The 20,185-nt window shown below is 40.7% G+C and carries 17 protein-coding genes; 14 read left to right on the forward strand and 3 right to left on the reverse strand.

Features of this window, described 5'->3' with window-relative positions:
* The first annotated feature begins 627 nt into the window (after positions 1–627).
* The 5 genes from edd (at position 628) to ACXM0J_RS09270 (ending at position 7,001) form a co-directional block, all read left to right on the forward strand.
* Positions 628–2,481 (forward strand): phosphogluconate dehydratase, encoded by a 1,854-nt coding sequence (gene edd / locus ACXM0J_RS09250; protein WP_086265042.1) that lies wholly within the window; start codon positions 628–630, stop codon positions 2,479–2,481.
* A 20-nt stretch (positions 2,482–2,501) separates the two neighbouring features.
* Complete coding sequence (gene eda / locus ACXM0J_RS09255) at positions 2,502–3,131, forward strand: bifunctional 4-hydroxy-2-oxoglutarate aldolase/2-dehydro-3-deoxy-phosphogluconate aldolase (protein ID WP_086265041.1); 630 nt, start codon at positions 2,502–2,504, stop codon at positions 3,129–3,131.
* 185 nt (positions 3,132–3,316) lie between these two features.
* Positions 3,317–4,675, forward strand: a complete 1,359-nt coding sequence (locus ACXM0J_RS09260; RefSeq protein ID WP_002115035.1) for a GntT/GntP/DsdX family permease — start codon at positions 3,317–3,319, stop codon at positions 4,673–4,675.
* A 17-nt stretch (positions 4,676–4,692) separates the two neighbouring features.
* The gene (locus tag ACXM0J_RS09265) at positions 4,693–5,205 is read left to right on the forward strand and encodes a gluconokinase (RefSeq protein ID WP_086265040.1); all 513 of its coding nucleotides are present in this window, start codon (positions 4,693–4,695) and stop codon (positions 5,203–5,205) included.
* Between the two features lie 167 nt (positions 5,206–5,372).
* A complete protein-coding gene (locus ACXM0J_RS09270) occupies positions 5,373–7,001 on the forward strand; it encodes an NADP-dependent glyceraldehyde-3-phosphate dehydrogenase (protein WP_086265039.1) in 1,629 nt (542 codons plus the stop codon).
* Positions 7,002–7,118: 117 nt separating this feature from the next.
* Here the strand turns inward: ACXM0J_RS09270 and ACXM0J_RS09275 are convergent, their stop codons facing one another.
* Positions 7,119–8,384 carry a glutamate-5-semialdehyde dehydrogenase gene (locus ACXM0J_RS09275; protein WP_086265038.1) on the reverse strand — a complete coding sequence of 422 codons (1,266 nt, stop codon included), beginning with the start codon at positions 8,382–8,384 and terminating at the stop codon, positions 7,119–7,121.
* Between the two features lie 299 nt (positions 8,385–8,683).
* Between ACXM0J_RS09275 and ACXM0J_RS09280 the strand changes: the two genes are divergently transcribed.
* Positions 8,684–9,997: an alpha/beta fold hydrolase gene (locus tag ACXM0J_RS09280; protein ID WP_213034401.1), complete on the forward strand. Its 1,314-nt coding sequence runs from the start codon at positions 8,684–8,686 to the stop codon at positions 9,995–9,997.
* Between the two features lie 56 nt (positions 9,998–10,053).
* Here the strand turns inward: ACXM0J_RS09280 and ACXM0J_RS09285 are convergent, their stop codons facing one another.
* Complete coding sequence (locus tag ACXM0J_RS09285; RefSeq protein WP_086265037.1) at positions 10,054–10,896, reverse strand: class I SAM-dependent methyltransferase; 843 nt, start codon at positions 10,894–10,896, stop codon at positions 10,054–10,056.
* 80 nt (positions 10,897–10,976) lie between these two features.
* Positions 10,977–11,996, reverse strand: a complete 1,020-nt coding sequence (nagZ, locus tag ACXM0J_RS09290) for a beta-N-acetylhexosaminidase (RefSeq protein WP_086265036.1) — start codon at positions 11,994–11,996, stop codon at positions 10,977–10,979.
* A gap of 192 nt (positions 11,997–12,188) precedes the next feature.
* Between nagZ and ACXM0J_RS09295 the strand changes: the two genes are divergently transcribed.
* The 8 genes from ACXM0J_RS09295 to ACXM0J_RS09330 all read left to right on the forward strand — a co-directional run bounded on the left by ACXM0J_RS09295 (position 12,189) and on the right by ACXM0J_RS09330 (position 20,178).
* A complete protein-coding gene (locus ACXM0J_RS09295) occupies positions 12,189–14,372 on the forward strand; it encodes a carboxy terminal-processing peptidase (RefSeq protein ID WP_086265035.1) in 2,184 nt (727 codons plus the stop codon).
* 138 nt (positions 14,373–14,510) lie between these two features.
* Entirely contained in the window at positions 14,511–15,800 is a 1,290-nt protein-coding gene (locus tag ACXM0J_RS09300; RefSeq protein WP_086265034.1) for a glycosyltransferase family 4 protein, read from the forward strand.
* Positions 15,801–15,824: 24 nt separating this feature from the next.
* Positions 15,825–16,376, forward strand: a complete 552-nt coding sequence (locus tag ACXM0J_RS09305) for a phosphatase PAP2 family protein (RefSeq protein WP_032054389.1) — start codon at positions 15,825–15,827, stop codon at positions 16,374–16,376.
* Positions 16,377–16,475: 99 nt separating this feature from the next.
* The gene (iscX, locus tag ACXM0J_RS09310; RefSeq protein ID WP_004698764.1) at positions 16,476–16,676 is read left to right on the forward strand and encodes a Fe-S cluster assembly protein IscX; all 201 of its coding nucleotides are present in this window, start codon (positions 16,476–16,478) and stop codon (positions 16,674–16,676) included.
* Between the two features lie 113 nt (positions 16,677–16,789).
* On the forward strand, positions 16,790–17,221 hold the full coding sequence (ndk, locus tag ACXM0J_RS09315) for a nucleoside-diphosphate kinase (protein WP_000963851.1): 432 nt from the start codon (positions 16,790–16,792) through the stop codon (positions 17,219–17,221).
* Between the two features lie 124 nt (positions 17,222–17,345).
* On the forward strand, positions 17,346–18,581 hold the full coding sequence (gene rlmN, locus ACXM0J_RS09320) for a dual-specificity RNA methyltransferase RlmN (protein ID WP_002115097.1): 1,236 nt from the start codon (positions 17,346–17,348) through the stop codon (positions 18,579–18,581).
* A gap of 14 nt (positions 18,582–18,595) precedes the next feature.
* On the forward strand, positions 18,596–19,396 hold the full coding sequence (gene pilW, locus ACXM0J_RS09325) for a type IV pilus biogenesis/stability protein PilW (RefSeq protein WP_213034400.1): 801 nt from the start codon (positions 18,596–18,598) through the stop codon (positions 19,394–19,396).
* Positions 19,387–20,178, forward strand: coding sequence for a helix-turn-helix domain-containing protein (locus tag ACXM0J_RS09330; RefSeq protein ID WP_086265032.1), 792 nt, complete (start codon positions 19,387–19,389; stop codon positions 20,176–20,178). Before pilW ends, ACXM0J_RS09330 begins: the two co-directional genes overlap by 10 nt.
* The last annotated feature ends 7 nt before the right edge of the window (positions 20,179–20,185 follow it).

The raw sequence follows: 20,185 nt of genomic DNA on the forward strand, positions 1-20,185 counted from the left end.
CCATTAGACTTAAGAACTATCGACCATCAAATTATTTGCAACTAATATCTGTCCAGTATAAAGCTTAACCACTGTATTCCTTGTTTTTTTGTAGAAGAATTAAACAGTTTTTTGTATATATTTATGAAAGGTAAATTTTGAATTAATGTAATTTTCAAATATTCGGTATAAATTTTTAAAAGAAAAAGAATTGCTGTTATTTTAATCAAACCCGATGGATATATTACAAATAATATACGTAACTGGAATTAAGTTTTAATCGCTTATATATAAGTTAAAAAGAATAAATCATAAACATTTTTAATATAAAATTTAGTATAAAAAGTCGGTATCTGTACATTTATAAAGATATTTCATTGCATTGATATTATGAGAATTTTCTCATAGTTTTTAGAGTGTAATATACCTGTAAATATAGTCCAAAATAAAACCCTTCACTTGTTTATAACTTAAACATTATTTGTCTTTAATACTCATGCTTGGGTATTCCCGTAAAGTTGACTAGGGCTTGCATGTCGCTTTTTGCCTTAATAATATTGTTCCTCCCCCTTACCAAATGATTATGAAATATATCATTTGGTCTATTTTTTATGTTCCGGCTTATCCGGTTGTACAGGAGCGTCCAGCATGGACTTGCCGAATCCAATATTGGCAAAAGTGACCGAGCGTGTAATAGCACGTAGTCAAAAAACTCGTTCTGCATATTTACAACGTATTGAACATGCACAAGGCAAATTTCCTGCCCGTGGAGCACTTTCATGTGCCAATCTGGCTCATGGTTTTGCCAGTATGGAAGATAATGAAAAATTAATTATTAAAGTAGGCCGTGAACCAAATATTGGCATCGTATCTTCGTATAACGAAATGCTGTCGGCGCACGCACCTTATAAAACATTTCCAGATTTAATTAAAAGTGCCGCTCGCGAAAATGGTGGCGTAGCACAATTTGCAGGTGGCGTTCCTGCGATGTGTGACGGTATTACTCAAGGTAATGCTGGCATGGAACTATCATTGTTTTCTCGCGAAACCATTGCGATGAGCACAGCGATTGCATTGTCTCATAACATGTTCGATGCAGCTTTATGTCTGGGTGTTTGTGACAAGATTGTGCCGGGCTTGCTCATTGGTGCTTTGCAGTTTGGCTATTTACCTACTATTTTTGTGCCAGCTGGCCCAATGACAAGTGGCTTATCTAATGATGAGAAAGCCAAAATTCGTCAGCAATTTGCAACAGGTCAGGTTGGACGAGATGCTTTGTTAGAAGCTGAGTCAGCTGCTTATCATGGACAAGGGACTTGTACTTTTTATGGTACAGCCAACAGTAATCAGATGCTGATGGAAGTCATGGGTTTGCATTTGCCAAGTGCCGCATTTGTTCATCCTCATACACCATTACGTGATGCACTCACCGTAGAAGCTGCCATTCGTGTACTTGATTTAACAGTTGAGCGTGGAAACTACACGCCGATTGGTCATGTTGTCGATGAAAAAGCAATTATAAACGGTATTGTGGCGTTACTCGCTACAGGTGGTTCAACGAACCATACTTTGCATTTGATTGCGATTGCTCGTGCCGCTGGCATCTTGATTGATTGGGATGACTTTGATGAGTTATCGGCTGTTGTTCCATTACTCGCAAAAATCTATCCAAATGGTAAGGCTGATGTAAACCATTTCCAAGCTGCGGGTGGGGTTGCTTTCCTCATTCGTAATCTACTTGAAGCTGGCTTATTACATAACGATGTAACGACTGTGGCTGGTAAAGGTTTGCAGCATTACACCAAAGAACCAAAACTGATTGATGGCAAGCTCACTTGGGTTGATGGTGTGGTTCAAAGCCTTGATGACAAAGTTTTGCGTAGCATTGATGCCCCGTTTCAACCAGATGGTGGATTACGTTTAATGCAAGGCCGCCTTGGCCGTGGCGTAATCAAGATTTCTGCTGTTGCGCCCGAACATCGCAAAGTTAAAGCTCCAGCAATTGTGTTTGATTCGCAAGAAGCAGTGCAAGCTGCATTTGATCGTGGTGAATTACACAGAGACTTTATTGCGGTTGTGCGTTTCCAAGGTGCACGTGCGAATGGTATGCCTGAATTGCATCGTTTAACGCCTGTGTTGGGGGTTTTACAAGATCAAGGTTTCCATGTTGCTTTAGTCACTGATGGCCGTATGTCTGGTGCTTCAGGTAAAGTTCCGGCGGTGATTCATTTATCTCCAGAAGCCTTATTAAATGGGCCGATTGCTAAAGTTCAAACAGGCGATATGTTAATCATTGATGCCGAAGCTGGCGTACTCGATGTTGAAATAGATGAAGATGTATGGCAGTCACGCCCTGTTGCACAGCCAGAACATCAGGCAGAAAACGAAGTTGGCTTTGGCCGTGAATTATTTGGTGTTTTCCGTGCTGCTGCTGCGCCAGCTGAACATGGAGCATCTGTGTTTGGTGCATTGGTTGGTGAAAATTCACCAGAGCAGATTTGAATCAAAGGAACTGAAAAATAATGATTAAAATTGAAGATATCGTCAAATTAGGCCCAGTCATCCCTGTATTGGCATTTGATTCTGCCGAGCAAGGTGAGGATGTATCACGTGCTTTACATGCAGGTGGCGTGAAAGTCCTTGAAATTACCTTACGTACCGCTGCTGGTCTTGCTGCTATCGAGCGTGCTAGCCAATTAGCTGATGACATTGTGGTGGGTGTAGGAACAATTACCAAACCAGAACACTGTGCTCAAGCCAAAAAAGCAGGCGCTCAATTTGGGGTATCTCCTGGTTTGACTAAAGATCTGCATTTGGCTGCGCAAGATGCTGGTTTACCTCTATTGCCTGGTGTGATGACACCAAGTGACCTGATTCAAGCGATTGAATTGGGTTATGACATTGTGAAGTTCTTCCCAGCTCAACAAGCAGGTGGCGTTGAGATGCTAAAAGCATTTTATGGTCCATTTTCAAACTTGCGCTTTTGTCCGACTGGTGGAATTACGGCAGAGTCAGCGCCAGATTTCTTAAAGCAACCTAACGTGGTTTGTGTAGGTGGTTCATGGTTAACACCTAAAGCTACTGTAGCTGCCCAAGACTGGGCTGAAATTACTCGCTTGGCACAAATTGCGAGTCAGTTGAGAGCTTTGTAAATGTAGACAATATTTATAAAAAATGAAGTGCATTCTATGTGCTTTAAAGGCTGTATTGATGTGACCAGTTTGTGCTGGTCACACCTAAATATAAAAATTTAATGTCTTAACAGTAGGAATTACTGTGGTTGAAGACCCTTGTTTAGGCAGTGTGCCTAAATAATTATTCCAAGGAGAAGTGTCCCATGGAGACGGTTCAGGGTGGCATGTTACTGATCTACACTGTAATCGCGATTATTGCTTTAGTGGTCATGATCGCGAAGTTTAGAATTTATCCATTTTTAGTTCTTATTATTGTTTCACTCGGTTTAGCCTTGGCTGTTGGCATGCCAATGGGTGATATTGTTAAGTCTTATGAAGCTGGTACAGGTAAAACCTTAGGTCACCTTGCGATTGTAATCGCACTGGGAACGATGCTCGGTAAAATGATGGCCGAGTCTGGTGGTGCAGAGCGAATAGCAATTACTTTAATTAAGTGGTTTGGTGAGAAAAATATTCACTGGGCCATGATGTTTATTGCCCTTATTGTTGGCCTTCCCGTATTTTTCGAAGTAGGTTTCGTTCTACTCATTCCAATTGCATTCAACATTGCCAAGCGAACAGGTAAATCTTTATTAGTTGTTGGCTTGCCAATGGTTGCTGGGTTATCTGTTGTGCATGGCTTAATTCCACCACATCCAGCTGCACTGTTGGCAGTACAGGCTTATCATGCTGATATTGGTAAAACAATTGCTTATAGTCTGATCGTTGGTGTGCCAACGGCTATTGTTGCTGGACCATTGTATGCACTTTGGATTAATAAATACGTTAAATTGCCCGAAAATAATCCGTTAGCGAAGCAGTTTATTGAAGCAGATACGAATAGAACTCGTGAGCTACCAAGCTTTGGGATTACCTTATTCACAATTATGCTGCCTGTAGTATTAATGTTGGTTGGAAGCTGGGCTGATCTGTTCTTTGCACCACAGACTTTCGCAAATGATTTACTACGTTTTATTGGTACTTCTGATATCGCATTACTCATTGCCGTACTGGTCAGCTTTATTACCTTTGGTACGATGCAGGGCTTTAACCGTGAACAAATTGAAAAATTCTGCGGTGGATGTTTAGCTTCTATTGCAGGGATTATGTTGATTGTAGGTGCTGGTGGTGGTTTTGGCGGCATTTTGCGTGACACTGGTATTTCTAATGAGATTGTCTCTACAGCGTTGAAGGCAAACCTGTCGCCGTTATTGTTGGGTTGGTTTGTTGCAGCATTAATTCGTTTGGCAACAGGTTCTGCAACGGTGGCTATGGCTACAGCGTGTAGCATTGTTGCTCCAATTGCAGCTACGGCTGGTGTCGCAGTTAGACCAGAACTTTTAGTGCTTGCGACGGGTTCAGGTTCATTAGTTTTCTCACATGTAAATGACGCAGGATTCTGGTTAATAAAAGAATATTTCGGTATGACAGTGGGACAGACGCTCAAGACTTGGTCGGTATTGGAAACGATCATTTCAGTGTTGGGTTTATCTTTCACGCTACTGCTTAGCACTATTTTATAATTAAAGGTGAGTAATCCATGATTGTGATTGCAATGGGTGTCTGTGGAACAGGTAAAACCCTAATTGGTGAATTGTTATCAGAGCGTTTGGCTTGTGAGTTTCTTGATGGAGATACGCTTCATTCAGCTGCAAATAAAAGTAAGATGAGCCAAGGCATTCCTTTAACTGATGAAGACCGCTTGCCATGGTTACAGGCAATTCGTCAGGTCATTGAAACCAAACAAAGAGATGGTGAAACAGCTGTATTTACATGCTCATCTTTAAAGCGAATGTATCGCGATATTTTAAGAGGGCAGGATCAGAATGTTAAGTTTGTGTACCTAAAAGGCTCTTATGAGTTATTACAGCAAAGACTGGCAGAAAGATCTGGACATTTTTTTGACCCAGCGTTGCTACAAACACAGCTAGATACGTTGGAAGAACCTGATACGAATGAAGCAATTGCTATTGATATTGCTCTCACACCAGAACAAATCATTGAGCAAGTCATTCAGAAGCTAGGAATGACTGATAATGTGTGTCGGGGGTAAATTCATCTAGAAAGATTATCAACGCTTTAAGTTATTCACCTTGTGATTTACGGTTCAAGCAAGGTGAATACGGATAATAATAGTGATATTGACCCGAAAAAGACCTGATTACAGTGGACAGTTCGGGGATATATAAAAGACATACGAATAATAAGGTATTAAGAAGAATGAATCAGTTAAATAATTTACAGCATAAATTCCCAGTAGAGGACAGTATTCCTGAAAGTGTGCGTCTGCCTTCTCAAATTCATCAGCGTGTCTCACTAGTGGATGGTGAGTTGAGGTTGTGGGCTGGTGCAACCAAGAAAACATTATCTCCAATCTGGATTCAGCAGCCTGACGGTAGCCTACAGCAAGTTGAACTTGGTAGTTATCCAGTCATGGGTGAAAAAGAAAGTGATGAAGCGTTAGAGGCAGCGGTACGAGCTTACAACAATGGTCGTGGCGAATGGCCAATGATGAAGGTTGGTGAGCGCATTGCCTGTATGCAAAATTTTATTCAGCGCATGGTGGAGCAGCGAGATCTGATCATTAAGCTGATCATGTGGGAAATTGGTAAAAGCTTGGCTGATTCAGAGAAAGAGTTTGACCGTACGATTACCTATATGCGTCAAACGATAGATGCTCTGAAAGATCTGGATAATGCTAACTCTCGCTTTGTCATGGCTGAAGGTACGATTGGTCAAATTCGTCGTACTCCACTAGGTGTCGTGTTGTGTATGGGGCCATACAACTACCCACTGAATGAAACCTTTGCGACTCTGATCCCAGCCATGCTGATGGGTAATACCATCATTTTTAAACCACCTCAATTTGGGACCTTGTTGTTCGAACCATTACTAGAAGCGTTTCGTGACTCATTTCCAAAAGGTGTGATCAATACCATTTATGCACCAGGTTCTTTAGTGGTGCCGCATTTGCTGGCATCTGGGCAAATTAATGTGCTGGCACTGATTGGTTCTAGTAAAGTAGCTGATCACTTGAAGAAGCAACATCCTAAATCTCACCGTCTGCGTGCAATTTTGGGGTTGGATGCGAAGAATGCAGCTATTATTCTGCCGGATGCCGACTTGGATCTGACAGTGAAAGAGTGTCTGCTGGGTGCATTGTCGTTTAATGGTCAGCGTTGTACCGCGCTCAAAATGCTGATGGTACATCGCTCGATAGCCGATGAATTTGTTAACCGCTTAACGACTGAACTAGCTAAACTGAAAGTGGGTATGCCATGGGAAAAGGGTGTATTTATTACGCCACTACCAGGTATGCACCGTACAGCCTACATGACTGACGTCATTGAAGATGCCGTGGCTAAAGGGGCTCAAGTAGTTAATCCGGAAGGTGGTGAATTCTGTAAAACAATGTTCTATCCTGCCGTAGTTTATCCAGTGACTGAGGGGATGAGACTGTATCGTGAAGAACAGTTCGGTCCAGTGATACCAGTCTCTGTTTATGATGACATTGAAACTGTGCTGGACTATGTCACTACTTCTGATCATGGGCAGCAGGTGAGTATTTTTGGTAGCGACCCTGAGCAAATTGGTCATTTAGTTGATCCGTTGGTCCATCAGGTCTGTCGTGTAAACATCAATTGTCAATGTCAGCGTGGCCCTGATGTATTCCCGTTTGGTGGTCGTAAAGATTCTGCGGAAGGCACACTGTCTGTACATGATGCACTTCGAGCATTTTCTATTCGTTCTATGATTGCTGCTAAACAGACAGATGACAGCAAAGGCATGTTGGCCTCTATGGTGTCCGAACACTACTCTAAATTTGTGAATACTGACTTTATTTTCTAATAAATATACGATTAAGAAAAACCAGCCTTCGGGTTGGTTTTTTTATAGTGACTCATAACTTGAATAATAAAAACGCCTGATCTTGATCAGGCGTTTTTGTTTAAACCAATAGATTAATTATTGACGAATTTGACCGTCACCTAACACAATCCATTTTTGAGAAGTTAAGCCTTCTAAACCAACTGGACCACGAGCATGAATTTTATCTGTAGAGATACCAATTTCTGCCCCTAAGCCATATTCGAAACCGTCAGCAAAACGAGTTGAAGCATTAATCACAACTGAGCTTGAATCTACACGAGCTAAGAATTGACGAGCTAAAGTGTAGTTTTCAGTCACAATTGCATCGGTGTGATGTGAACCATATTTGTTGATATGGTCAATTGCTTCATCAATACCGCTAACCACTTTAACAGCAAGAATTGGCCCTAAATATTCGGTATACCAATCTTCTTCTGTCGCAGGTTTTACAGAGGCACCCAAAATACGGCGTGTCTCTGGGCAACCACGTAATTCCACTTGTTTTTCAGCATACAGTTCGGCAATGTGTGGTAAGAAAACGTCTGCAATTTTCTCGTCAACCAGCAAAGTTTCCATCGCATTACAAACACCATAGCGATGTGTTTTTGCATTTAATGTAATTGGTAAAGCTTTTTGCAAATCTGCTTGTGCTTCTACAAATACATGGCAGTTACCATCAAGATGTTTAATCACCGGAATACGCGCTTCGTTGGTTACACGCTCAATCAAGCTTTTACCGCCACGTGGAACGATTACATCTACATATTCAGCCATGGTGATGAGATGACCAACAGCTGCACGGTCAGAAGTTTCAATGACTTGTACTGAATGCTCAGGTAAACTGGCAACTTTTAAACCATGCTTAATTGCTTCTGCGATTGCTTTATTTGACTCGAGTGCTTCTGAACCACCACGTAAAATAATGGCATTGCCTGATTTAATCGCTAAAGATGCAGCTTCAAGTGTTACGTTTGGACGTGATTCGTAAATCATACCAACGACACCTAAAGGTACACGCATTTTTCCAATTTGAATGCCTGTGGGGCGATATGCAAGATCAGTAATTTCCCCAATTGGATCGACAAGCGCGATCACATCTTTTAAACCTTGCAACATCCCTTTAAAGCGTGCGGGCGTAAGCTCAAGACGATCAAGTAAGGCACTGTCGAGCTGGTTGCTACGACCTTTATCCATGTCGATTTGATTCGCTGCCAAAATAGCTGCCTGATTATTTTCTAAAGCAGTATAAATAGCAGAGAGTGCATGATTTTTAAGTGAGGTAGAAGCACTTGTTAAGACGCGCGAGGCCTCACGTGCTTGTTGCCCAACTTTTTGCATATATTGTTCAATTGAATCTTGCATAGCATTTTTTAATCATTTACCAATGAGTAAGATAGTAGCAGTCAAATGCGGAACAATGAATGGCTTTTTTTCAAAAATGTGACCATCATAAAAAAACATTTAAATATTTTGCAAACTATTAGCGGCTTAAACAAGATGAGCGGTCATTTCAGCGATTGCGTATATTTCAGACAATTGTTTAGAATGTTATTGTGCAATACAAACTAATACAAATTTTAAAGATTTGTGCATAAAAGATTACGTGTTCAAGAAGGAACTCTTGCAGCATAAAAAAATTACAGCAAGGAGGAAGCAAGGATATGAATTCCATTATTCAAATGGATTCGGAGATCAACCAAGCTTATGCCGGTTTTGGCTTTTTCGATATCTACCATAGAGATAGTTTTAAGCAACCTGCTCGTACAACATGGATTGACGGTTGGAAAATTGAATATATGGCAATTGCCGATCCAAAAACGATTCACAAAACACCGATTGTGATTGTTGGTGGTGCTTTCCAGAATTTTAATTCTTATAAATATTGTGTTGAACAGTTGTTTGAAAGTGGTCCTGTTATTTTAATCGATTTACCTTCGATGGGTGCAAATCAGCAAATTACTAATCGCGATACAGGAGTATCTGCGGGAACTTTAGAACTACCTGATTTATCTGAAATGTTAGGACGTTGGTTAGATATCGTTGGAATACAAAAAGTTTCTGTGATGGGAATGTCTTTAGGGTCCGTGATTGCCTCTTGTTTTGCTCATCATCGTCCCGACCTGATGGATCGTATGATCTTGATGGGGGTTATGCAAAAGACTCGTAAAAGTTGGCGAATGATTTTGGAAGAATCGCTCAAACTCATGCAAGAAAACCGTATGGAAGAGTTTGGGCAAGCTGTCATTTTGTATTTGGTGAATCATGCAAAATTAGAAAAAACTCGTATGTCACCAACTGCTAAGAAGTTGTTTTTTAGACAAATGGCTGAATTTACAGGGACTGAGCGGGAGCGTTATGAAATTAACTGTAATCGCCTTTTGCGTTTAACAGATGTACCTATTCCAGAGTGCAAAACGCTAGTTGCAGCAGGGCAATACGATAGTTTTACTCTGCCTCATGAAAATGCCAATTTTGCTTTGCAATGTTCTGATATGGAATTTGCCCTTATTGCAAACGCAGATCATGTACCGCAGCTACAGCGTCGTAAAGAAACTATGAGTTTGTTCACTTCATTTTTAAAAGGTGAATCTATCCAAAATCTGGATGGCATTATTCCAATGACGCGTGACCAAATGCAAAAAATGGAACGTCGTGGCGAGGAGCGAGTCCCAGTTTTACAACCTCATACTCAACTTACCCATAGAGAGTTTGATGTACAGGTCCCTGTATCAATTGTTGATGTGACTTTCTTCGGTATGTATTTAAAAATGAATGATGTTTCGCAGCTTGATTTTGTGAATGACCATCCACGCGATTTGGCACTTCATTTAGAAGATGAAGAAGGTAGTTTTGCGATTGAGTGCTTAATTTTTGAAAGTACAGCGCAGGGTATTCGAGCTCTATTTAAACATGGTAGTTTTGAGCTTGCTGACCGGTTAAGCCGTTTTATTGCTCGTCAAAAACAAGCAGCTTAATAATATATTTATAGATGGGAGCTCGTTTATTTCGAGCTTCCATTTTTTTATATTTATTATTTTATTTGAGAATGGATAGTCCAGACTAAGTCACCTAGATGCTCTTCATTGCTGTCTTTAGAAACTTGTCCAAAGAATATTTGAGGTTGTTCAACGTTAACTTGACTAAAGCCTGCATCTTTAAAAAAGTCTTTCACTTCTAGTGGAGTCTTAAAATGAAAACTAAATGAGCTTCGAGACATAAGTTTAAGTAATTTACTACTATTCCAAATAATACTGGCGAGTTTGTTTTTAACGGGTTCAGGATATAAGTCGGTTAAATAATGAAGCTTTTTAAAAGTGGCACCATAGTGGCCAATCGCTTGGATCAATTGTTTTAATAAATCTTTGTCGAAATAGTTAATCAAGCCTTCACTGATTACAACCAATGGGCGGTTAGGGTCAAATACTTCAAATGCCTGTGCAAAAGCTTCTGTAAATAAATCAACTGATAAGATTTCAGGTGCATTTTTTTCAATTTGCTGTAACGCATTTTGTTTGGTTTGTGCCATATCGGGCAAATCAAGCTCCCGATAGGTAATAGAAAGGTAATGTTGTCTAAACCACCAGCCACGTGGCGACAGGCCACATGCTATTTCTAGAACTTGTAAATCAGGATTTTCTTGAATTAATTTTTCTAAATGATGATCAAGCATGATGTGGCGTTGTTTTAGTGTGGTGCGCATGCTGCCACCCACATATTTCTCTGCCCATGATTCTAGCGGGTGAACCAAATATGCCAGTGACTTGCCTTTCGTTGTGGCAAGAGCTTCATGAGAAATCCCCATTTGATACCAGATATAACCCGTATAGTGGGCTGTAAAAGAGATGTGGCGGTGTTTTGAAAGGTGTTGTGTCATTCGTCCTGAACTCGATTTATTGTTTTTGTGTGGTTTGACTGATGATCAAGATCATCAGTCAAATATAGGTTTAACTCAATTTAGATCGAATTTTTAAACTCTTCAATGGCTGTTTTGACAGCTTGCCATTCATTTCCAAGCGATAAAGTTTCACCAATCTGAATTTGTGGAATTTGGCCACGCATGCGTTCTAAACGCAGTTGATTTGGCAGTGCTAAGTTTGTAATACCTTCGAGCGCTGTACAGGCTGCACTTCGATCATTACACACCAGCCCCATGTCACACCCAGCTGCTAGAGCAGCCTGAATACGAGCATCCGCACCACCTGCGACACATGCAGCCTGCATGCTTAAGTCATCAGAGAAAAGTACACCATTAAAATTCAAACGTTTGCGTAGAACTTCTTGAATCCAGAAAGGTGAAAAACCTGCTGGATTTGGATCAACTTGATCATAAATCACATGTGCAGGCATGAGCGCATCTAGCTGAGGCATAAGCTTAATGAAGCTTTGCATATCATGGTTGTAAATTTCGTCATAGCTACGACTGTCGATTGCGGCCGCAACATGAGAGTCAGCTTTTACTGAACCGTGACCCGGGAAGTGTTTGCCTGTATTTGCCATGCCGGCTTTTTTCATACCTTGCATAAATGCGCCTGCAAGCGGGGCAATATCATCAATATTTTTAGAGAAGCTACGGTCACCAATTACATCACTAATAGCATTCAGGTCTAGAACTGGCGCAAAACTGAAATCGATGCCGACAGCAAGAACTTCAGTTGCCATTAACCAACCGCATTGCTCAGCTAATTCAAGAGCCTTTTGGGGTTGAGTTAAATATAACTCTCCGAAACGACCCATGGCTGGTAATAGGGTGAAACCTGATCTTAGGCGCTGAACTCGGCCACCTTCTTGGTCAACAGCAATCAAAATATCTGGGCGAATTTGACGCATATGGTCGGTTAAAGCACGCACTTGTTGTGGAGATTCAATATTTCGTGCAAATAAAATCATGCCACCGACTTGCGGAGCGCGTAATAGTTCAATATCTTCTTGAGTAAGTTCTGTGCCGGCGATGTCCAGCATCAATGCGCCAATCATATTGGTTCCATTTGAATTTTGATTGAAAAACAATAAGCGAATTTTGCAATGTTTTGCTACATTTTGTCAGTACAGAATATGATAAAACTACACGGTATAAACAATTTAGTTGGTTAAGATTTTGAATCTGCTTAGTTCATATCGAAAACAGAGCGTGTAAGATAGGAACACCCAAGGAAGTATTAAAAATTTATGAAACTTCAAACTATAGCTTGTGCAGTAGCGATCGCGACTGGCGGTTTATTCTTCTCTCATACGATGAATGAAGCGAGAGCGGCAACCAATACTGCTGCGGTTTCTCAATCGATCCAGCCAACGCAAGAACAGGCTTTGGTGGCTCGCCAACTGGCAACTTTAGTAGATCGCCAACATTATTTAAATATGCGTCTGGATGCGACCACATCAAATCGTATTCTGGATATGTATTTAGATAGTCTTGATCCAGATCACTCACTATTTTTAGATTCTGAAGTTCAAAATTATAAAAAACTATATGGTTCAAATTTTGGTGCTTCATTAAAAGCGGGGAATTTAACTGGACCGTTTGCAATTCATCAGCAATATCGTGAACGCTTAAAACAATTTTATGAGTTCATGTTAGCTGAGTTAAAACAACAGCAAAATTTAAAGCAGCCAAATAGCTATATTGAAGTTGATCGTGAAAAAGCACCTTATTTTAAAACGACTGCTGAGCAACAAAACCATTGGCGCAAAATGTTGGTTTCACAGTTAATCAACTTAACCATTAGCCGTGAAGAAGAGCAGGCGAAACAAAAAGCGCTTAAAGAGAATCCTTCACTTGCAAATGGGCAAGACTTAACTGGGCCAGAAGATTTAACGCCAGCTCAAACGTTAACTAAACGCTATACACGTCAGCTTGAAAGAATTAGTCGTGTAAAAAGCGATGACGTCTTGGACAAAACATTAAATGCAATGTTGGCGACCTATGATCCACATAGTAACTATTATCCGCCAATTGATGCGATAGAACTGAATCGCCAAACGACTTTGCAGCTCGAAGGTATTGGTGTGTCGATTCGTCCAGAACGTGGCAACGAAGATTACACCAAGATTGAAACCATTGTAGAAGGTGGTCCTGCAAGTAAGTCTGGTCAAGTGAAATCAGGAGATCGAATCATTGGTGTCGCCCAAGAAGGCGAGAAAATGGTTGATGTGATTGGCTGGACTAGTTCTGAAATTGTTGGGCTTATTCGTGGTAAACGCGGAACAAAAGTCACGCTAAAACTTCTTGGTGCTGGTGCATCAATGAGTCAGGCTCGTAATGTGACTTTAGTACGTGATGTTATTCAAGAAGAAGATGCTGGTGTTCGTTCACGCACAGTTGAAGTAACACGTGATGGTAAAAAGCATGTATTGGGCGTAATCGAAATTCCATCATTCTATTTTGACTATCGTTCACGTCGTGCGGGTAAACAATACCGTTCAGTTTCTGAAGATACTGCAAATGCTTTTGAAGCGCTAAAAGCGAAGAAAGTAGAAGGTATTATTATTGACTTACGTAATGACCCAGGTGGCTCATTAGAAGAAGTTGCACGTATGTTGGGTCAGGTGATTAAGTCTGGTCCGGTGGTGCAAATTCGTGATGGCAATGGCAACGTAAGCGTGTTTGAAGATAACGATGGCGGTCAGCAAATTTATACAGGCCCACTCGCGGTATTGGTGAACTTGGCATCGGCGTCGGCAAGTGAGATTTACTCTGCTGCAATTCAAGATTATGAGCGCGGTATTATTATTGGTAGTACAACCACTGGTAAGGGTACAGCTCAGGTACAACTTGATACTCTTGCATATGGTCAAGCGACTTTAACTCAGCGTAAGTTCTATCGTATTACTGGTGGTAGTACACAAAATAAAGGTGTAGTGCCAGACATTAAACTCGTCGATATCTATAACGAAGAGTTTGGTGAGCGTAAATCGAAGAATGCATTGAAGTGGGACACAATTCCTACTGCACCATTTAAGCGCGAAGGTTCTGTTCAGCCATATGTTACGAAGTTGTCTCAATTCTCTGAACAACGTGTTGCCAATGATGCTCAGTTTAAATATCTAAATAAACGTACTGCAATTGCTAAGGTAACGAGTGACCAAAAACAAGTTGTACTTGATATTGATAAGCGTCGTGCTGAATTACTTGGTTTAGAGAAACAAACTTTAGATGCAGAGAATGAACGCCGTGCTGCAACGGGTCAAAAGCCTTTTGCAAACTGGGAAAGCTATCAAGCTTCATTAGATGCTCTAGCTGAATCTCGCGCTAAAATGAAAGCATCGCAACGTCCAGCGTTACCAGAAGAAGAAACTTTTGTGACTGAAGCTGCTAATGTACTCATGGATTATGCAAAATTACAAAATCGCTAAGAGTTACTAGGATTTAAGAAAAAAGCATGCTGTCATCAGCATGCTTTTTTTATTTTGCATGTCAGTAAACTGTCATGCATTTATCATCAAAATGTCAAAAAAACTGCTTAATCTTTAAGCATGAAAATAAATACATTGATGGATGGCGCTATGCAAAGTTCATACGCGACAGCACTATTAAAACAACAGCAACTTCCTGAAAGCTTCCAATTCTTTTTTAAACAAAAGCAGCAGCTATCTAATGCACATTCATTGCATGATTTGGTGCGCCCACGTTTAAAAATTGCGATTGTGACGGAAACTTGGCCACCCGAAATCAATGGTGTGGCACTATCATTATTACAGTTATGCCAAGGTTTACAAAAACAGGGGCATAAGATTTTACTGATTCGCCCAGAGCAAAAAGCAAAATGCCATGACTTTACAGCAGAGCAAGAATGCTTGGTTATGTCGCAGGCGATTCCTAAGTATCCAACTTTACAATTTGGTTGGCCACAATATTTAAAAGTATCGAAAGCTTTTGAAAAGTTTGTCCCAGATGTCGTGCACATTGTGACTGAAGGGCCATTAGGTTTAACTGCCATGCAAGCTGCTAAGGCAAAAGCTATTCCAGTTTCTAGTGGCTTTCATTCACCATTTCAAGACTTTAGTCGATTCTTTGATTTGGCTTTTTTAGTCAAACCGATTCAAAAATATCTGTGCTGGTTTCACAATAACACTCAAGTAACTTGTGTGCCGAGTAAAGATACTCAAGAAGCATTACGAGGTTTCGGTATTACTTGTCCACTGGTTGTCGTTGGGCGTGGCGTAGATACAACAAGATTTTCACCGAAGCATCGCTCTGAAAATTTGCGAAAACAATGGGATGCTGATGAGAATACTCGCGTTATGCTTTATGTAGGGCGTTTGTCTCCTGAAAAAGAAGTGCAAGTACTTATTGAAAGTTACGCGAACCTGCAAAGCATTCAGCCACATAAAACTAAATTAGTTATTGTGGGAGATGGCCCAGATTTTGCTCGTTTAAAGTCACTACCTGAAGCGAAGGGTGTTATCTTTACCGGAAGTCTGAGAGGTCAAGATTTGGCGGTGGCCTATGCGAGTGCAGATGTATTCGTATTTGCGAGTCAAGTTGAAACGTTTGGTAACGTAGTTTTAGAGGCAATGGCAAGCGGTTTACCAGTTATAGCGTATGATTATGCATGTGCACATCAATACTTAACACATGGTGTGAATGGCTGGTTAAGCCCACTTGGACAAAAAAACCACTTTATACAACAAATTTATCAGCTTCCTTCGGTACAACAACTTAGAGAAATGGGCGTACAAGCCTGTCATAAAGTACAGCAAAGCGGTTGGCAACTTCCGGTTCAGCAATTGGAGCAGGCATTTTATCAGGTAGTGAAGGAGCCCTCGTTGGACTTCACCTAAGTATCCTAAGATAGGAGAATGACCATGAAATTTAAGAATGCAAAAATAAAAATACTCGATTTAGACTTGAGAGGCTGTTTATATCTGAACAATTTCTCTCACTCACAGCGTGTTGCCCTTTTTTTCAAAATTATCAGTCGTGTTGGTGATGGTCCGTTTTGGTATCTAATGCTGGCAATTGTGTGGGGCATGCAAGGTATCACCTATAGCTTGCAAATTATCTACTTGTTGCTAGGTGGTTCTGTCGGCACAGCAATTTATAAATTTTTAAAACATAAGACAACGCGACCACGTCCTTATCAGGTGCATCAGGTGATTGTGCTTGGTGAAAGACCGCTTGATCACTTTAGTTTTCCATCAGGCCACACACTTCATGCGGTCATGGTGACAATTGTATTGGGTTACATCCAGCCAGTTCTGCTTGCAGCCATGTTCCCATTTATGGTGCTTGTCGCTTTGTCTCGTATGGTACTGGGTCTTCATTACCCAAGTGATGTGATTGTTGGTGCGCTAATTGGTGCAGCGGTCGCGGCTATGATTATTTTTGTGGCGCCATTATTGAACATCGCTTTATAAGCATCGGTAATTTTTATCAGCTTAAGCTATCGATTAGGTTTGTGGATTTGCTAAAGTACACAGTTCGTGATTTAGCAGATTAAACAGATAGGAGCCGCTATGGGCTTACGTTGGACAGATACGATTGATATTGCCATTGAATTGTCAGAAGCACATCCAGAAGTTGATCCGCAATGGATCCGTTTTACAGATTTACATGCATGGGTGTGCGCATTGCCAGACTTCAGCGATGACCCAAATAAATCGACAGAAGGATTGCTAGAGGGCATTCAAATGGCCTGGATAGATGAAGTTCGCTAAAAACAGTAGAAAAAATCGCAACTTTTACACATTCAAAGCTGATTATTGCCTATGACATCGGTATAATGCGGCAAATTTTTTAAAGTTTAAATCTTAAAATAAAGGAGCCACTCATGGCTATTGAACGTACTTTGTCTATCGTAAAACCTGATGCAGTGTCTAAAAACCACATCGGTGAAATTTTTGCTCGTTTTGAAAAAGCGGGTTTAAAAATTGTTGCGACTAAAATGAAACACCTTTCTCAAGCTGATGCTGAAGGTTTCTATGCTGAGCATAAAGAACGTGGTTTCTTTGGTGACTTAGTTGCATTCATGACTTCTGGTCCAGTTGTAGTATCTGTTCTTGAAGGTGAAAACGCAGTTCTTGCACACCGTGAAATCTTAGGTGCTACAAACCCTAAAGAAGCTGCTCCTGGTACTATCCGTGCTGACTTCGCTGTAAGCATCGACGAAAACGCTGCTCACGGTTCTGACTCAGTTGCTTCTGCAGAGCGTGAAATTGCTTACTTCTTTGCTGACAACGAGATCTGCCCACGCACTCGTTAATCGAAAGCATTCAAACCAGATAAGTGGTATACTACTTATCTGGTTTTTTTATTCTCTTAAGAGAATATTGTTTGATTCTTGAACAATATCTTCAGTTTTTTTGACATGGTTTAGGTAAATACACATGAGCTCTGCAGTGGTCGTTTCATCTGAAAATCTTGATGGACAGCAGCAATCTTCGTCCACGCCGGTAATCCCTGCTGCCGAAAATAAAGTGAATTTACTCGGCATGTCTCGTCCTGAGTTAGAAAAATTCTTTGAAGATATTGGTGAGAAGAAGTTTCGTGCCGGACAGGTCATGAAATGGATACATCAATACTTTGTTACTGACTTTGCTGAAATGACCAATATTTCTGGCAAACTACGTGCGAAGCTTGAACAGATTTGTGAAATTAAAGCACCTGAAGTGGTTCACCGTCATTATTCAAAAGATGGTACACGTAAGTGGGTGTTTCGCGTAGGTGAGGGTGCAGGTTCTTTAGTTGAAACTGTATTAATTCCTGCGGAAGATAAAACTGGGTTACGTAAAACGCTTTGTATTTCCTCTCAAGTGGGCTGTGCATTAGATTGCTCATTTTGTTCAACAGGTAAACAAGGTTTTCAACGTGATTTAACGCCAGATGAAATTATTGGGCAACTCTGGATGGCAAACTATTCTTATATGGAAGAAGTGCCTGTTGCCGAGCGTGAGCGTTCAGTGACCAATGTCGTGATGATGGGCATGGGTGAGCCATTACTCAACTATGATGCTGTATTAAGCTCAATGCAGATTATGCTTGATGACTTTGCTTATGGCATGTCAAAACGTCGTGTGACTTTATCGACATCGGGTGTTGTACCGAAAATTGACCAGCTTGCAAAAGACATTGATGTCGCTTTAGCCATTTCTTTACATGCGCCAAACGATGAATTACGTAATGAGCTTGTGCCAATTAATAAAAAATATCCATTGGCTCAGTTAATTGCAGCATGTCAGCGTTATATTGCCAAAGATGGTAATGAAAGTACGCGTAAACATGTAACGATTGAATATGTGATGTTAGAAGGCGTAAATGATCAGCCTGAACATGCACAGCAAATGATTAAATTATTAAAAAATTTACCAAGTAAAATTAACTTGATTCCATTTAACCCGTTCCCGCATGCGCCATATGGTCGCTCAAGCAGAAATCGTATTATCTCGTTCCAAAAAACTTTGTCTGATGCGGGATTTGTGTGTACGATTCGTCAAACACGTGGTGATGATATTGATGCTGCATGTGGACAGTTAGTGGGTCAGGTGGCTGACAGAACCCGCCGTGCAGAACAGTGGCAGAAAAAAGTCACACAGCGTCAAGAGATTTTGCGTACACAAGGATAAATTGAGGGCAGGCTTTGAGTATTCCAAAGTTAAAAACGGTCTTATGTATGGGGATTGCAGTTGCATTTCTGGCAAGTGGTTGCCAGACAACGCATACGCAAAAAAAAGACCCAGAGAAAGCGGTAAAGGTGCGTACACAACTTGCTGCTGAACATATCCGTTCGGGTGACTTGGACTTAGCAAAGCGAGCTCTTGATCAAGCTTTAAGTGTAGATAGCCGCGATGCTACTGCAAATATGATGATGGGTATTTTGCTACAGCAAGAAGGTAGCAAACCCAATTTAGAAAAAGCAGAACATTATTTCAAACGAGCAATTTCATCTGAACCGGATAATGCTCAAGCACATAATAATTATGGTACTTATTTATATCAAATGGAGCGTTATAATGATGCGGTTGAGCAATTTCGTATTGCTGGCGCAACATTAGGTTATGACCAACGCTATCAGGCATTAGAAAATCTGGGGCGTATTTATTTAAAATTGGGTGATGTTGCGAATGCTGAAAAAACATTCAAACAAGCACTCCTTGCTAACCGCGATTCTTATATTTCAATGTTAGAGTTAGCGGAAATTTTTTATTTGCAGCAGCAGATTCCGGCTGCTACACAAATGTATGAGCAATATGTTCGTACAGTGGGGCAGAAAAATCAGGGTGCAAGAGCACTTTGGATTGGTGTAAGAGTGGCTCGAGCCAATGCGGATAAAATGGGAATGCAAGTGTTAGTAAACCAGTTACGTGCCTTGTTCCCGGAAAGTCCAGAATATCAACGTTATTTGCAATTACAGTATAGTACTGAGGCCGTATGGAAATAAATCCTAATTCACAGCAGCCAACTGGCTCAAGCTTACCGACTTCTGCTTTAGGAAATATTCAACGTCCTGGTGAGTATTTACGTCAAATTCGAGTTGCTCAGAATAAAGAGTTAGGGCAAGTTTCTTCAGATTTAAATATGCCGGTTAAGACCTTGACCGCTTTAGAGCAAGATGACTATAAATCATTGCCGGAAGCGACTTTCATTAAGGGTTATTACCGTTCATATGCAAAATATTTAAATACGGACGCGACCGCAATTATTCAGCGTTTCGATGAGATTTATGCAAATGATACTGGGCTGTTACCAAATCATGCCTTAAATAATTCACCAATTAAAATCATGGGTAAACTCCCGGGTTCTAATAGTGATCGTAATAAAAAATGGTTAAAGCGCGCACTTCTTGCTGTTGTAATTCTTGCTGTTGTGTCATTGCTTGTTATGGGTGTCCAAAAATGGACTTCAAAGAAAGATGATGCTGATTTACCTAAAGTAAATCAATCGAATGTTGAAGTTTTACCTATGCAGGGGGCTACCACCTCAACAGTGGGTGACCAATTGGTGTTAAACTTTAACCGACCAACTTCTGTTCATATTGTTGATGCAACAGGTAAAGTTTTGGCGATAGGTCGTCAGTCATCAACTTTAAACTTAACTGGTGAGTCTCCATTCCAGATTCGTCTTGATGATGCAACGGCTGTGTCATTAAGTCTAAACCAAGAACAGATTTCATTGTCTCCATATACGGTAAACGGTAAAGCAGAATTCCGTTTATCCCGCTAATACCATG

The organism is Acinetobacter sp. GRABPA_MV_2, from assembly GCF_056725885.1.